Genomic DNA, 15726 nt, shown 5'->3' with positions numbered 1-15726 from the left:
TTCTATGATTGCCTACGTTAACGGAACTGTAGTTTACAAAGATCCAGCATATGCTATTATTGATGTGAATGGATTAGGCTACGAGGTTCGAATATCCTTACAAACCTATACCTCACTTCCCGATCTGGGCGAACGTTGCAAACTTGTGACGTTTTTGAGTATACGGGAGGATGCGCACCTTTTATACGGGTTTTGGGGAAGTGATGAAAAAAAGCTGTTTCTTGATTTAATTACGATCTCAGGAATAGGGCCTTCGACAGCCCTGGTAATGCTTTCGTCCCTTTCATCGTCCGAAATCCGGCAAGGTATCATAGATGAAGATCTCCGATTGATCCAATCTATCAAGGGAATAGGATCTAAAACTGCTCAACGCGTAATTCTGGAATTAAAAGATAAGATACGCAAGGAAGAGCTGGTAACAACAGGTCCGAAATCATCAGACACGTCTTCCGGAACTTTAAGAAGTGAGGCACTCGCAGCATTGGTTACTTTAGGAATACCGAAGGCAACCGCCGAGAAAAGTGTCGACACGATCATGAAGAGGGAAGGGTCTGAAATTACTGTTGAAAACTTGATAAAACTGGCGCTTCGATAATAGGAACCGCAATGCTATTTGGTAAAAAATTTTACGCTGGTAAAATCGTTTTGATGGATTTGTTTATAGGTATAACCTTCTCTAAATAAGTATATTACCTTGTCATCAACGATTTACTCTCTTTTATTCAAAATACTTAGTATCTCAGCTGCAGGCGCCTTAATGGCTAACTTGTCGGTTGACAGGGACGAGCCATATTCGCAGCCAGAGCAGGAATGGACCGTCGAGGCAGATACGATTCCTGAAGATACCAGCAGGCGGGCATTGGACCGGTCGGGAAGCCAGCTGATCATGCGCTGGAAAGACTTCTATTCGAACCGCGTTGCCGAGCCAAGACCGCGGTCGCCGTTCTACCTGCGCGACCCGGGCAATATCTCTACCAATATTACTCTCGATAGTACAGGGAAAATAGCCGTAACCGAAAAGGTTAAAACACCGGCTGGCGACCTCAATTTCCGTGCGCCGGAGCGAATGGATCTCGATGCTTATGACAAGATCCAGGAAGACCGTGCATTCAAAAGTCTGTTACGCGAATATGCGGGCAGACAGGATGGAAACAGCGCGATGGGCGCGCGCGGACTCTTACCCAAACTGGATATCCCGCCTGCACTTTCCAAGTTACTGGGCGACGATTTTATCAACTTCAAACCAACCGGTTTCGTTTCGCTCGATCTGGGGTTAATGCACCAGTTTTTGGACAATCCCGCTATTCCGATCCGTCAGCGACGTAATACGCAATTTATTTTCAACGAACAGATCAGTATCAATTTTGATGCAAAACTGGGTGATCAGCTGGGTTTTCAAACGAATTTTGATACAAAGGCAAACTTCAATTTCGAGAATGCGATCAAGCTGAACTATAAAAATCCGGAGGAAAGCTTTATCCGGAAAATAGAAGCGGGAAATATCAACTGGGCGATCAACAGCCAGCTCATTCCGGGTGTTCAGAATCTTTTCGGTTTGAAAACGGATTTCCAGTTTGGCAGGCTGAGTGCGACTTTCGTGGCTTCGCAGCAAAAATCAAGCAAGGAAAGAATCGTATTGCGCGGCGGTGCCCAGAATCGGGATTTCGAGTTGCGTGCCGATACTTATGATGAAAACCGTAACTTTTTCCTTTCTCAGTATTTCAGGAATATTTACGAAAGTTCACTGCGAAACACACCGACGATCACTTCCGGCGTCACTGTAACCCGGATTGAGGTGTATGTGACCAACCGTACCACCACCACGGAATCACTCAGAAATGTGGTCGGTTTTGCCGATCTGGGCGAACCTGCTCCCTACAAATCTGCAAATCCGAGCTTACAGCCGATCCGCTCCACTTCGCCAGCCGATAATGCGGCAAATGGTCTTTATAATACATTAAAAACCAATGCAGGATTCAGGCAGGTAGATAATACCAACAGCTCGATCACTTCACTTGGACTGGAAAAAACGATCGATTATGAGTTGCTGCGCGGCGCAAAACGGCTAACCGCTGACCGTGATTATACTTTTCATCCCCAACTCGGATATATATCCCTAACAAATGCACTCAGAAACGACGAAGTGCTGGCCGTTTCCTATGAATATACCCTCAATGGACGTTCCTTCAAAGTAGGGGAGCTGACCGAGGATTATCAGGCGAGGAGGGACAATGAAGTGATTGCACTAAAACTCTTGAAATCATCGACTATCCGGAACAATACCAAGCTTCCGATGTGGGACCTGATGATGAAAAACGTCTATTCACTGGGAACGAGCCAGATCGACAAGCAGGGATTTCAGTTGCGGGTTATTTATAAAGATGACCAGACTGGGATAGATAACCCTAATTTACAGGAAAGCAGCATTGCCAATGTGCCTCTGATCCGGCTTTCAGGACTTGACAGGTTGAACCCGGTTAACGATCTGCAACCCGACGGAAATTTTGACTTTGTGGAAGGTATTACGGTGGACAGCAAGTCGGGTCGCATTATTTTCCCGGTGCTGGAACCGTTTGGTACCAACCTTTCGCGCAAGTTTGGTGCGGGCGAAGATGCATTCAGGAACAAATATGTTTTCAACGAACTGTACCGCACGACGATGATCGATGCGCAGCAGGTTACGGAACGCAACAAATTCTTTATAAAGGGTTCATATCAGTCGAGTGGTGGCGCTGAGGTGCAGCTGCCTTTTGGTGTGCTTGAAACTTCCGTTACTGTAACTTCGGGTGGTGTTCCGCTTTCTCCGGGCTCCGATTACATTGTGGAAGCTCAGATAGGTCGCGTCAGGCTGATCAATAGCAGTGTACTGAATTCGGGCAGGGAGATTGTGATTGAATATGAAAGACCGGATATGTTCCAGAATCAGGTTCGTTCACTGCTGGGTACCCGACTGGATTATGTAGTGAACCGGGATATGAGTATTGGTTTGACAGCGATCAAATACCGCGAGCGGCCAGCGGGCTTTTTGTCGCGGGTCTCGATCGGGAACGAGCCGGTTAACAATACAATGCTTGGTTTCGATATCAAATTCCGCAAAGATGTTCCCTTCCTGACTAAGCTGCTGGATGCATTGCCTTTGATCCAGACCAAGGAAATGTCGACCATTCAGTTTAAAGGGGAGTTTGCTAAATTATTGCCGGGTGTTTCAAAGGATGTGAATAACCGTTCGCTGGTCGATGATTTTGAGGCCGCGAGAACGATTTACGACCTTGCCCGCCAGCCTCAGAAATGGCGGCTTGCGTCGGTACCCGCCAAATTCAGGCAGGGACTGGACGGGAAAACGCTGAATTACGGATATAAGCGGGCTAAAATCTCAGCTTATACAGTAGATAATATTTTCGGTGGCGACCAGGGACTTGGTGGAGGATACCAGCCGCCGGCCAACATCACCGAAGAAGACAGAGCCAATTTTTACGAAAGGTTATTCCTCCCAAGAGAGATATTCCCAAACCGCGCGATCGCCGGGTTGGTAACTTACCCGCAGCAGGTGCTGGATATTGCCTATTACCCCAGCGAAAGGGGAATGTATAACTACAATACCGATCTGGCGACGGACGGTCGGTTGAAAACGCCGCGCCAGAATTTTGGTGCAATCAGCCGGGCGATTACTTCTGACAATGATTTTGATAACGCGAATATTGAAAGCATTGAGTTCTGGATGTTGGATCCGTTTATAAACGATCCTGTGAAAGGTGCTGTGCGCGATGGTTTTGAGGGTAGACCCAATACAACAGGTGGAAAACTGGTTTTCAATCTGGGTGATATTTCGGAAGACGTAATTCCTGACGAGCGATACAATTTTGAGAACGGGCTGCCGATCGTTCCGAAGCAGGTAGGAGTGAATGTAGATTCAACTGCCTGGGGCTATGCTACCAAATCACAATATCTGATCAATGCATTCAGCAACGAAGATGGTGCGCGAGAGAAGCAGGATGTTGGTTTGGATGGTTTGACAAACCAGGAAGAACAGGCTTTTTTCAAACAATACATTGATCGTCTGCCTGCCAACCTTTCCGCAGCTGCGCGGCAGCAAATTATAGCTGACCCTTCTGGCGATGACTTCAAGTTTTTCCTCGGCGCCGAACAGGATAGCGCCGATCTGAAAATCCTTCAACGCTACAAAAATTACCTGGGGATGGAGAATAACTCTCCTGAAAGCGTGGGCAGAACCGCTGACGTGACACCAGCTTCTACCAACGTTCCGGACGGCGAGGATATGAATGTTGACAACACGATCAACGACAACGAATCTTTTTACGAATATGAAATCGACCTCAAACCCAATCAGCTCGCAGTTGGTAAGGGTTATGTGGTTGATAAAACGGAAACCGAGGATGGTCAGAACTGGTATCTGTTCCGGGTTCCGATTAAAGAGTTTTCTGGGATCGTCGGTAATATGAGCGGTTTCAAATCGATTCGTTTTATGCGGATGTACCTGACTGACTTCCAGCAGCCTGTTGTATTGCGTTTTGCACAGCTGCAAATGGTTGGTCAGCAATACCGGAAATATACTTCTAACCTGGACGCACCAGGTTTACAGGAAGTGCCGGAACCTTACGACGCGAAATTTACGGTAGGAACTGTGAGTATTGAAGAGAATAGCAACCGCTCTGCCGGTGCTGATAAATATCAATATGCCATTCCGCCGGGCTGGAAACGCGACCAGGACAATACCCAGCGGCCTCCGCTTTTGCTGAACGAACAATCGATGAGCTTGTGCGTGACGGACTTGCGCGACGGCGATTCCAGGGCTGTTTTCAAAAATGTAAATCTCGATCTGTTGTTTCGCAAAAGGCTCCGAATGTATGTACACATGCAAAACGAGCAGAACGAGAGCGGGATGGTCGGTACTTTTATGCGGATCGGGACCGATTTGACACAAAACTATTATGAAATTGACCTGTCGGGATTACAGGCAACGCCGCCTTCGGCTTCGCAACCGCAAGAGATATGGCCGGAAGGAAATGAATTAAACATTGCGCTGGCGGATCTAGTAGAAGCAAAAGCGCAGCGGAATCGTCAGATTGATAAAAATCTGAGTGTACCTTATACAATTTTGACTGCCGACGGAAGGTATCGTTTATCAGTAGTAGGCAATCCCGACCTGAGCTCGGTGCGGGTTATGATGATCGGAATGCGAAATCCGAAGTCTAGCGACGAGCGCCCAAAATCGTTCTGTTTGTGGGTAGATGAAATGCACGTGGAAGGTTTCGACGACAGGGGAGGTGTAGCCGCGATCGCACAGCTCGATGCCAAGCTGGCTGATTTCGCTACTCTGACTGCTTCCGGCCGGGTTGAAACTTTCGGTTTCGGAACTGTACAGCAAAGGATCGGCGAGCGTTCCCGGAACCTGACGCAGGAATATGGATTTTCTTCCAATATTGCTTTGGATAAATTGCTGCCTGCAAACTGGGGTTTCAGTATCCCGCTGTTTTTAAGTTATGACAGGCGGAATGTAAAACCACACTTTAATCCACTCGACCCGGATACACCTCTGAATACCTCTCTCGGGAATTTACAGACCGATGAAGAACGCGACGGGTATCGGCGCATGGTGGAAGAAAATGCAGTGAGGCGGGGTATTAACTTCTCCAATGTCAGGAAAATTAAAACGAAACCTGGCGCCAGGAATCATTTTTATGATTTTGAGAATTTCTCATTCACCTATGCTTTCAGCGACGACCAGCGGCGCAACGTACTCACTCAGGAATATAACCAGCGGATGTACAAAGGCGGTATTTCCTATGTGTACAGCAGCCAGCCGAAGGCGATAGAGCCGTTTAAAAAGTGGACAGCGACCAACAGGTGGGCGGAGTTTATCAAGGATTTCAACCTGACACTTCTTCCTAATATGGTACAGTTGCGTACCGACGTGGACAGGCGTTTCCTCAAAACACAATTGCGCAATGCAGATCTGACAACCGAAGGAATACAGCCGCTATTTGAAAAGTATTTCTGGTTTAACAGATATTACGATTTCGGCTGGAACCTGACCCGGAATGCGACCCTTACTTACCGCTCGTCAGCAAGCTCGATCATTGACGAACCGATGGGAGATATTAATACAGCTGCGAAGAAGGATTCACTTTGGTCTAACTTCAAAAAGCTGGGCAGGATCAAGAATTTTGATCAGGCGATTGACTTTACTTACCGTTTGCCGCTGGATAAAATCCCGCTGACAGACTGGATGAGCGCGGATTATAAACATTCGGTAGCGTATCAATATCAGGCAAATGCATTAGGGTTGAGAGATACCACGGGTCTTCCTTTTGGTGATATTATCCGAAACAGTCGTGAAAGGGGCGTAACGGGTAAAGTGGATTTTGTGCTGCTTTACAACAAACTTCGCTATCTTAAATTTGCAAATACACCTTCGGCCGGTAGAAAGAATTTTGCGCGCAGCCCGGGTGATATCGAGGATATCGATATGCGGACAACCGATGTTCTTAAAAACCTGACCCGCGTTTTGATGACAGTAAGGGGTATTAATGTAAGTTATAGTGTCCTGGAAACAACTGCTTTGCCTGGCTATCTGCGAGCACCGCAATATGTTGGTATTGATAATACAAATGCACCAGGACTACCTTTCGTACTGGGCCAGCAGGACAGGAATTTTCAGAAAAAAGCGGCGGAAAAAGGCTGGATCACAACGAGCCAGCAGCAGAATATGCCTTTCCAGCAAACTATTGCAAAGAATTTCTCGGCTAACACCACACTTGAACCTTTCAAGGATTTCAGGCTGATCATTGAAGCGCGGCTTACGCGCCAGGACGCTTATCAGGAATTCTACCGCCCCGATTCGAGCGGCGCATTCGCTTCCCAGAGTCCATTGCGTAATGGGCAGTTCAGTATGTCGTTCATGTCTTTCCGGACTGCATTCGCGAAAATGAGAAGGGATAACTCATCGCCGGTATTTGACAAATTCCGGGCGTACCGCGCCATTATCCGTGACAGGCTGAACCAGGAAAATAACAGCGGCGGTGAATACAATGAAACTTCGCAGGATGTACTGATTTCCTCATTCTTTGCAGCTTATACCGGCAAGGATCCGAATACGGTGCGGACGAATCCATTCCTGAAATTCCCGATGCCAAACTGGGATTTCAGCTATAATGGATTGTCTCAATTGCCTTCCTTCAAAAGACTGTTCAGCTCGTTTACATTGCGGCATAAGTACATGTCCAATTACAGTGTGGGTAACTTCACTTCTTCGCTGGACTATGAGGCACTTTATGTAAACCTGGCGGTAACGGGCTACCCATTATCGTCGCGATTAAATGACCTAGGGCAATATGTACCTGTTTTCGCGATGAGCACGATCACGATGTCAGAGAAGTTCCAGCCGCTGGTGGGTGTAGAATTCAGGACGCAAAGCCGCATTACGGCAAGGATGGAATATAACCGCGACAGAACAATCGCATTGAACCTTTCGAATTCACAGGTTGCGGAGTTGTTCAATCAGGATGTGACCGTTAATATTGGTTTTACCAAAAACAATGTACCGCTGCCGTTTAAGATCAATGGGGTGAAAAGGAAGCTGAAAAATGATATGACGATGCAGCTCGGTCTTACTTTCCGGGATACACGTTCTATCCAGCGCAAGTTTGACGGTGAGAATATCCCGATTGCGGGCAATATCAACTTCCAGCTACGCCCGACTGTCAACTATATGGTAAATAACCGGTTGAGTCTGCAATTTTACTTCGACCGTACATTCAACGACCCGCTTGTTTCAAACTCATTTTACCGGGCCAGCACTTCGGGTGGCGTGCAGTTGAAGTTCAATTTGGCTGAATAAATTTTTGATTTGGAAAATACACGCCACATCATGTAATTTGCGGCACAAAGTCATTCAAAACTTACCTATTTAATCATGAATTTCCCGTCAGAACTTAAGTATACAGAGGATCACGAATGGATTCTAATAGAAGGCGATACGGCAACAATTGGGATCACGGAACATGCGCAGAATGAATTGGGTGATATCGTATACGTGGACATCAACACAGTAGGGGATGCACTTGAAAAAGGGGAGGTTTTTGGCTCTGTTGAAGCGGTAAAAACGGTCTCGGATTTGTTTATACCCGTTGCAGGTACTGTACTTGAAGTGAACGAAGAACTGGACGGAGAACCTGAGCTGGTTAATACTGACCCTTACGGCCGCGGCTGGATGGTGAAAATAAGCTTGTCGGGTCCCGCTGATGGAGAGGGGTTACTTTCCGCAGAAGACTACCAGAAATTTATAGGTGCCTGATAACAGGTTTAAGCTCCATTCAGGAGCTTTTTTTTTGAAACCGGATTAGCAAAATGACGTCCGGCTACCAGATTACGAATATGAAATTGTTGATCAAATCAGTCCGTATTGTTGATAAAAAATCACCTGAAAATGGTCAGGTGAGAGATATATTGATCGAGGACGAGAGAATTAGGGAGATAGGAGAGAACCTTTCTCCAAATGACATTGAGGTAAAAGACCTGAGCGGGCTCTGCGTTTCTGCCGGCTGGGTAGATATGCGGGTTGGGTCACGCGATCCTGGTTTCGAGCATAAGGAAGACCTTTACTCAGTAAGCGCAGCTGCGGCCCATGGTGGCTTTACGGAAATTGTGCTTTTGCCTAATACCAATCCTGTTGTCCACAGCAAGGATACATTAAATTATATCAGACAATCGGCTGCGGGCGGAGTGGTAACGCTACACCCGGCGGCGGCGGTCACGAAAAAAGCGGAAGGCGTTGATTTTACCGAAATGATCGACCTGCACCACGCAGGAGCAATCGCATTTACGGACGGCGAACACGCGGTGCAGAGTGCGGATCTTTTACTAAAAACGATCCTGTACCTGCGCCCACTAAACGCATTGCTGATGAACCGACCGGAAGAGGCACAGCTGTCGCTTTACGGACAAATGCACGAAGGTATTACAAGTACCCTCACCGGGATGAAGGGAATACCGTCGCTGGCAGAAGAAATGATGCTGACGCGCGACCTGAAATTGCTGGAATATGCATTGGAAAAAAGCACGTATGACACTTCCGATCCTGTACTTCACATTTCGTTACTTTCTACCGCGGTAGGCGTGGAGATTGTGCGGGAGGCGAAGCAAAAAGGACTGCCGATTTCCTGCGACGTCGCAGTGCATCAGCTGGTGTTTGAAGATTCGGACCTCATCAATTTTGACACTAATCTAAAAGTAAATCCGCCATTCCGCTCCCAGGCGGACCAGGAAGCTTTGCGGCAGGGACTGGCTGACGGTACGATCGACGCGATCGTTTCTGACCACAACCCGCAGGATGAAGAAAGTAAAAACCTGGAATTCGATCACGCGGATTTCGGTATCACGGGACTGGAAACGGTATTTTCACTCGCGGTAATGCACAGTGGCTTGTCTCTGGATACCATTGTAGAGAAGATCACAACTGCGCCGCGGGCTATATTAAGACTGCCGGAAATCAGCATTGAGCAGGGCGCAATAGCCAATCTGACTTTCTTCGATCTTGAAGCAGATTGGACATTTGAAAAGAGCTACTCCAAATCAAAGAATACGCCGTTTTTGGGACAGCAGCTGAAAGGAAAAGTGAGAGGAGTAATCAACAACGGAAAACAGGAGTGGTACGCATGAAATCGATTTTAGCATATTTTGATAAACCTCTTTTAAAAGTCTCACTGGTTTTCGGGCTGGTGACGGGGATATTGGTTTTTATATTCTTCCTGGGCTTGTATATGATCGGCATTGTGCCGCTGGGAAATAACAAGGTGATGGATTTCGGTATCCACATTATCATGATCGCCGGTGCGTGCTGGTATTTCAGGAAAAAGGTGGGAAACGGGTTTTTACACCTCTGGGAAGCATTGACGATCGGGTATGTCGTGAATACGATCGGCGCATTGATCTCGGGCTGGCTGATCTACTTTTTTGTAACCTATGTCGATCCGGCTGTCTTTACCGATTACATCGCGGAAATGAAATCGCTGATGATGGAAGGGAAGGCGGAACTGGTCAAGAATATCGGTGAGGCGGAATTTATGAAAATGTATAATGGGGTAGGGAGCATGCAAACCTCTGAGATTATCATGGACGAGGTAAGCAAGAAAACGGTAATGGGCATTATCCCGATCCTGATCATTTCCCTCATTTTCAGAAAGCAGGATTACGGTGTATTTCATAATAATAAATCTTAAATTTATTGACTTACCTGAAACGATAAAACGCTATCTAAATGGAAGAACAAACCTCTACTGCCCGTGTTGCCTTGAAGTATGGTGTACTTGGTTCGGTCGTAATAATGGTCTATACAACGATCATCAATGTTTCGGGGCTGTCGCAGAACAAGCTTTTGTCTTCGCTTTCCTTTGTGTTGATGATCGTGGCTATTGTATTGGCTATGAAGAACTTCCGGGAGCAGAATAAGGGTTTCATGAGTTATGGGGAAGGGCTGGCTGTCGGCTCGCTGGCTTCGGCGATCATGGGGCTGCTCAGTTCTGCGTTCACGATGTTCTATATCCAGTTTATCGACAATACTTTATTGACCCAGGGAATGGACCAGGTGCGGGAAGATATGGAACGCAGAGGGATGGATGATTCTCAAATTGATCAGGCGATGGAGCTTTCCCAAAAATTTATGTCGCCCGGCGTCGTTTTTATTATGGGCGTGCTGGGATACCTGTTGACCGGCTTTATCATTTCACTGATCGTAGCTGCGGTTATTCGCCGCGAAAAGCCTGTTTTTGAGTGATTTGTCAATTGTTGAGTTTCTAAAAATTACATTGTGTTTGCAATCTTCCGGAAAGAAATTGGCAGCTTTTTTAACTCGCTGATCGCCTATATGGTGATGGTCGTATTTCTGACCGCGATCGGGCTGATCGTCTGGGTTTTCCCGGATTCCAATATCCTTGACTACGGTTATGCAGATATGGGCTCATTCTTTCGTTTGGCCCCCTACGTGCTTATATTTCTGATCCCGGCGATTACCATGCGTTCACTCGCGGAAGAGACCCGGACAGGGACACTGGAACTGCTGCTTACCAAGCCGATTACCAATATTGATCTGGTACTGGGTAAGTTTTTTGCAAACTGGAGCCTGGTGTTGCTTACCCTGCTGCCGACCCTGATCTACTATTACAGCATTTACCAGCTTGGTAACCCCGTCGGGAATATCGACTCAGCTGCGGTTGCCGGCTCTTACATTGGTCTGCTCCTGTTCAGCGGGGCTGTTGTATCCATGGGATTATTCGCTTCCTCCCTGAACGAAAACCAGATCGTTGCATTTATTCTGGGTGTTTTCTTTGCCTTTATATGGTACGTCGGCTTCGGCGCGCTGTCACAATTACTGGGTACCGGAGCTGGCTCGCAGCTGCTTCTCTGGATCGCGCTCGACGAGCAGTATATCTCTCTCGGCAAAGGGCTGGTGGATTCAAGGAATATCGTTTACCTGCTGAGCCTCATCGCCTTTTTCCTGATTTTGACCCTTTTGAAAGTCGAAAAGCTCAGAAAATGAACACTTTGCAATTCAGGTAGATAGATTTGATCTAATACAGTGTGTTTGGTCGTATATGCATTAAAACACACTAATGATGGTAGCCTTCTATATCAGACCGGATTTGCCTTTGATTCAAAGGAACTTAGGAAATACAAGAGAGCGGAACAGAGGGGCAATAATTTACGCACCTGCTGACTGGTTCTTGGGAAATTTCGCTAGATTGCCAGTACGAAATTTACAATTAACTGTTAAGCGACTCTTGGCGACAAGCAAGGTAAAATACTCGGAAGAGGAACTCGTGCTGGCTCTCAAAAGGAATGAGCGGGTGGCATTTGATTTCCTGTACGACCATTACTCAGGAGCTTTGTTTAATATCATTTCAAAAACGTTGAGGGACGAGGAGAAAGCCGCAGATGTGTTGCAGGAATCTTTTTTGAAAATCTGGAAAAATATAGCTTCATATAATCCGGAAAAAGGAAGATTGTTTACCTGGATCATGAATATTGCGCGGAACGGCGCAATTGATGCGGTGAGAGTGGAAGGAAGAAAACCAATAATGGGTGATATAGACGACATGGCGGTCCGGAATGAGAAGGACTCGTACGAAGATTTGCAGACGACCAGCTCGGATATGAAAGCGATCATTGATATGCTTCGCCCCGAACGGAAGATTTTGATTGATATGGCTTATTTCCAGGGTTATACGCACGAAGAGATCTCCGAAGAGTTAAGCATACCGTTGGGTACCGTGAAATCCAGGATCCGCACGGCGTTACAAGAGTTAAAACAATACTTTGCAGTATGAACATCCAAGCATACATAGAGTCCGGCATATTGGAAGAATATGTATTGGGCACTGTCTCTCCTCAGGAAAAACAGGAGGTTGAGTGTATGTCTCATATTTACCCGGAGATTAAGGAAGAGTTGCTGAGAACTGAGAATGCTTTGGAAGAATATGCATTAAAACATCAGACTCCTCCTCCGGCTTCATTGAAAGAATCGATTTTCGCAAGATTGGAATTTGATTCTGAGATTGAAACAAATCATGAAACGAATAGCGCGCAAGCAGCTGGCACTCAGGAAGAAATAAGATTAAACGATGGTGTTGAACACGTTAAGCCGGGCAACACAGATAACGGAAAGGTAATCGCCGACGTTTTTGAGCGGCCGGTGGTAGAAACCCGTGAGGTAACCCCGATCTGGGCGAAAATCGCAGTCGCTGCTGCTATATTGCTGGCAGTTTTTGCAGGCTGGTCGGCTATGCAGATGAGCGAATACAGGCGGGGCAACGAACAGCTCGCTGCTGAGCTAGGTAGCTTGAAAGGCGAGGTTGCAGGAATGAAAAGCAGCCTTGCGTATAGTGAGGCACTTGCAGGAATGTACCGCGACCCAAGTTATAAAGTGGTAAAACTAGCCGGAATGCCGAAATCGCCCGAAAGCGCAGTAGCTGCATTCTGGAACCAGCAAACGAATGAGGTAATGCTCGACGTACAAAACCTTCCGGCACCTCCGGCAGGCAAGCAATACCAGCTTTGGACGATTGTGGATAACAAGCCGGTGGATGTAGGAGTACTGGATAATGAATTTTCAGGTAAAGTTTTGAGAATGAAAAACACCAAACCCGGCGCAGTAGCATTCGCGATTACATTGGAAAAAGAAGGTGGGGTGCCAAGTCCTACCATGGAGGAGATGTATGTAATGGGAAAGGTGAGTTGAGAAGAACTATTTAAATATGAAGCGTAGAAATTTTCTAGCAAACATCGCCGTTACAGGCGCATTAATCAATACCACAACAGAAGGTCCGGCTGCAAAGTCCGGGCCTTTTTTGCGTGAAGACAAATCCAAAGAAACCCTCAAAGCCGACCTGGTAATCGCTGGCGGCGGCTTGGGCGGCTGTGCAGCTGCATTGGCTGCATTGCGAAATGGACTTACAGTAATCCTCACCGAAGAAACCGACTGGATCGGCGGGCAGATATCACAGCAAGGTGTGCCGCCCGACGAGCATCAATGGATTGAAACGCACGGCGCTCCGAAGGCTTACCGTGATTTTCGTAATGCAATCCGTGAGTATTATATCAAAAATTACCCGCTTACCGACGAAGCCAAAAGCCGCAAGCACCTCAATCCCGGCGATGGCGCAGTTTCGCGCATTTGCTGCGAGCCGAAGGTGGCAGTAGCTATATTGAGCGATCTGTTTGCACCTTACCTGAGCACCGGAAAACTGACTTTACTCACCGAGCACAAGGCTGTTTCCGCCAAAGTACAGGGTAACCGCGTGACTTCGCTGGAAGTGAAAAGTAGTCGCTCTGGTAAGCATTTAACATTGACTGCTCCCTATTTCGTGGACGCTACCGAGTTGGGTGACTTGCTGCCGATGACCGGCACGGAGTTTGTCACCGGTACCGAATCCAAAGCTGAAACCAATGAGCTGCACGCTCCTGAAAAAGGCAATCCCGACAATGTGCAGGCATTCACGATGTGCTTTGCGATAGATTACCAGCCGGGTGAAAACCACGTGATCGAAAAACCTGCTGAATATGATTTTTGGAAAAACCATGTTCCGAAGATGAACAAATCGTGGTCGGGCAGGCTGCTTGACTTGTCGTATTCCAATCCCAAAACCCTGGAACCGAAAACGCTCGGCTTTCATCCAGAGGGCATTAAAACAGGGGATGCGCTGAACCTTTGGCTGTACCGGCGCATTATCAGCCGCCAGAACTTTGTGCCCGAAACTTACGCAGGCGACATTACGATTGTCAACTGGCCGCAAAACGATTATATGCTCGGCAACCTCATTGGCGCCAGCGAAAAGGATTTCAAAAAGCACGTCGACCGGGCCAAACAGCTCAGCCTATCGCTCCTCTACTGGCTGCAAACCGAAGCCCCACGCCCCGACGGCGGCAAAGGCTGGCCAGGAATCCGCCTGCGGAGAGACATCATGGGCACCGAAGACGGCCTCGCCAAATACCCCTACGTCCGCGAATCCCGCCGCATCAAAGCCGTTTTCACCATCAAAGAAGAACACGTAGGAGCCGCAAACCGCGAAGTGGCTGCGGAACGTGGCGCAACCGGCGCCATAGCAAATGGCGCCCCAGGCCCCAAAGACAAAGCCGCCGAATTCCACGACAGCGTAGGAGTAGGCTATTACCACATAGACCTCCACCCCAGCAGCTCCGGCGACAATTACATCGATTTCGCATCGCTACCATTCCAAATTCCCCTAGGCGCGCTCATCCCCATACGCATAGAAAACCTGCTTCCGGCGAACAAGAACATTGGCACCACGCACATCACAAATGGCTGCTACCGCCTGCATCCGGTGGAATGGAGTATTGGGGAGGCTGTGGGGTTGTTGGTAAAGTTTGCTACTGGGGAGAAGGTTAGTCCGCGGGTTGTGCGGGAGAATGCTGAATTGTTAAAAGGGTTTCAGGGGTTTTTAGTGGGGGAAGGGGTTGAGTTGGGGTGGAAGTAACTGAGGCAATATGCAGCTCACTTTAACAAGCCAAGTTTCGGTTGAATTAACTTCTGCGTTGTTGTCATACTTAACTGATTTTAAGGTTAGTGAATTTACTAACTGTCAGATTAAGTCTCAGCTAATACACGTGACTATCAGCTTTTAACAGCCTGGTGCAGATCCCGGTATTTTTTGATCAGGTTGTGTGATTCAAGTAGTTCCGCTTTCTGGTTGGCGATGATCTGTCTGATGTTCACAGGTAGGTCGGCGTCGGTGGCCAATGCATCGTCATAAGCTTCCTGCGCCGCATCTTCACCATATTCGCAGCTTTCCAGTACGGAAGTTCTGTCGTGGCCGGTAAAAGTTGCTTTAATATCCATCCAAACCCTGTATATCTTGCCTGAATTCGTAGTGCCCGTCTCAATTTCACCGCCGAGGTTACGTATTTCCACACTTAGCTCATTGATATTCTGGCGGCTCTCATTCGACATTTTTTGAAATATACCTTTCAGATCGAGGTCAATATCCTCTACTTCATTGATCGCTCTTGCGTATCCTTCAATTCTATCATTATTAATTTTAATCAGGTCGTTAAGAACCTCAACAAGATTTTCATTGGTTTCCATAACTTATGTTTTTTAGTGTTGATAAATTTTTGTTTTGACTTTCGACCCACCTAAAAATGCTGTGCCATTTCAAGCTAAGCGCATTAAAATTTTGTTTGGAAAAGCATTAA

11 protein-coding genes are annotated in these 15726 nt (G+C 47.2%); 10 read left to right on the top strand and 1 reads right to left on the bottom strand.

Translation table 11 applies throughout. From position 1 onward, the window contains the following. Positions 1-4 precede the first annotated feature (4 nt). From ruvA to LZG94_RS16355, 10 genes are all read left to right on the top strand, one after another. Entirely contained in the window at positions 5-595 is a 591-nt protein-coding gene (gene ruvA / locus LZG94_RS16400; protein ID WP_215234105.1) for a Holliday junction branch migration protein RuvA, read from the top strand. A gap of 162 nt (positions 596-757) precedes the next feature. After that, positions 758-7858, top strand: a complete 7101-nt coding sequence (gene sprA / locus LZG94_RS16395) for a cell surface protein SprA (protein WP_233792909.1) — start codon at positions 758-760, stop codon at positions 7856-7858. Between the two features lie 75 nt (positions 7859-7933). Further along, complete coding sequence (gene gcvH / locus LZG94_RS16390) at positions 7934-8314, top strand: glycine cleavage system protein GcvH (RefSeq protein WP_215234103.1); 381 nt, start codon at positions 7934-7936, stop codon at positions 8312-8314. Between the two features lie 80 nt (positions 8315-8394). Then, positions 8395-9678 (top strand): dihydroorotase family protein, encoded by a 1284-nt coding sequence (locus tag LZG94_RS16385; protein WP_233793132.1) that lies wholly within the window; start codon positions 8395-8397, stop codon positions 9676-9678. After that, the gene (locus LZG94_RS16380; RefSeq protein WP_233792908.1) at positions 9675-10238 is read left to right on the top strand and encodes a DUF4199 domain-containing protein; all 564 of its coding nucleotides are present in this window, start codon (positions 9675-9677) and stop codon (positions 10236-10238) included. Before LZG94_RS16385 ends, LZG94_RS16380 begins: the two co-directional genes overlap by 4 nt. Before the next feature lie 38 nt (positions 10239-10276). After that, the gene (locus LZG94_RS16375; RefSeq protein WP_215234100.1) at positions 10277-10792 is read left to right on the top strand and encodes a DUF4199 domain-containing protein; all 516 of its coding nucleotides are present in this window, start codon (positions 10277-10279) and stop codon (positions 10790-10792) included. 33 nt (positions 10793-10825) lie between these two features. Next, the gene (gene gldF, locus LZG94_RS16370) at positions 10826-11554 is read left to right on the top strand and encodes a gliding motility-associated ABC transporter permease subunit GldF (RefSeq protein WP_233792907.1); all 729 of its coding nucleotides are present in this window, start codon (positions 10826-10828) and stop codon (positions 11552-11554) included. 241 nt (positions 11555-11795) lie between these two features. Beyond that, positions 11796-12341, top strand: coding sequence for an RNA polymerase sigma factor (locus LZG94_RS16365; protein ID WP_229254664.1), 546 nt, complete (start codon positions 11796-11798; stop codon positions 12339-12341). Next, positions 12338-13252 carry an anti-sigma factor domain-containing protein gene (locus LZG94_RS16360; RefSeq protein WP_233792906.1) on the top strand — a complete coding sequence of 305 codons (915 nt, stop codon included), beginning with the start codon at positions 12338-12340 and terminating at the stop codon, positions 13250-13252. The genes LZG94_RS16365 and LZG94_RS16360 overlap by 4 nt, the downstream gene beginning before the upstream one ends. Positions 13253-13268: 16 nt before the next feature. After that, positions 13269-15008 (top strand): FAD-dependent oxidoreductase, encoded by a 1740-nt coding sequence (locus tag LZG94_RS16355; RefSeq protein WP_233792905.1) that lies wholly within the window; start codon positions 13269-13271, stop codon positions 15006-15008. A 137-nt stretch (positions 15009-15145) separates the two neighbouring features. Here the strand turns inward: LZG94_RS16355 and LZG94_RS16350 are convergent, their stop codons facing one another. Further along, positions 15146-15616 carry a PA2169 family four-helix-bundle protein gene (locus LZG94_RS16350; protein WP_233792904.1) on the bottom strand — a complete coding sequence of 157 codons (471 nt, stop codon included), beginning with the start codon at positions 15614-15616 and terminating at the stop codon, positions 15146-15148. Positions 15617-15726: the final 110 nt, after the last annotated feature.

Origin of the sequence: Dyadobacter sp. CY343 (assembly GCF_021390335.1) — a bacterium.
Taxonomy (GTDB): Bacteria; Bacteroidota; Bacteroidia; order Cytophagales; family Spirosomataceae; genus Dyadobacter.
This window is presented reverse-complemented; position numbering and strand designations above follow the sequence as displayed.

Bases quoted from the DNA above. Each gene is read 5' to 3' on its own strand.
- LZG94_RS16355 (WP_233792905.1), top strand. From the start codon at position 13,269: ATGAAGCGTAGAAATTTTCTAGCAAACATCGCCGTTACAGGCGCATTA.
- ruvA (WP_215234105.1), top strand. From the start codon at position 5: ATGATTGCCTACGTTAACGGAACTGTAGTTTACAAAGATCCAGCATAT.
- sprA (WP_233792909.1), top strand. From the start codon at position 758: ATGGCTAACTTGTCGGTTGACAGGGACGAGCCATATTCGCAGCCAGAG.
- LZG94_RS16350 (WP_233792904.1), bottom strand. From the start codon at position 15,616: ATGGAAACCAATGAAAATCTTGTTGAGGTTCTTAACGACCTGATTAAA.
- LZG94_RS16360 (WP_233792906.1), top strand. From the start codon at position 12,338: ATGAACATCCAAGCATACATAGAGTCCGGCATATTGGAAGAATATGTA.
- LZG94_RS16385 (WP_233793132.1), top strand. From the start codon at position 8,395: ATGAAATTGTTGATCAAATCAGTCCGTATTGTTGATAAAAAATCACCT.
- LZG94_RS16380 (WP_233792908.1), top strand. From the start codon at position 9,675: ATGAAATCGATTTTAGCATATTTTGATAAACCTCTTTTAAAAGTCTCA.
- gcvH (WP_215234103.1), top strand. From the start codon at position 7,934: ATGAATTTCCCGTCAGAACTTAAGTATACAGAGGATCACGAATGGATT.
- LZG94_RS16375 (WP_215234100.1), top strand. From the start codon at position 10,277: ATGGAAGAACAAACCTCTACTGCCCGTGTTGCCTTGAAGTATGGTGTA.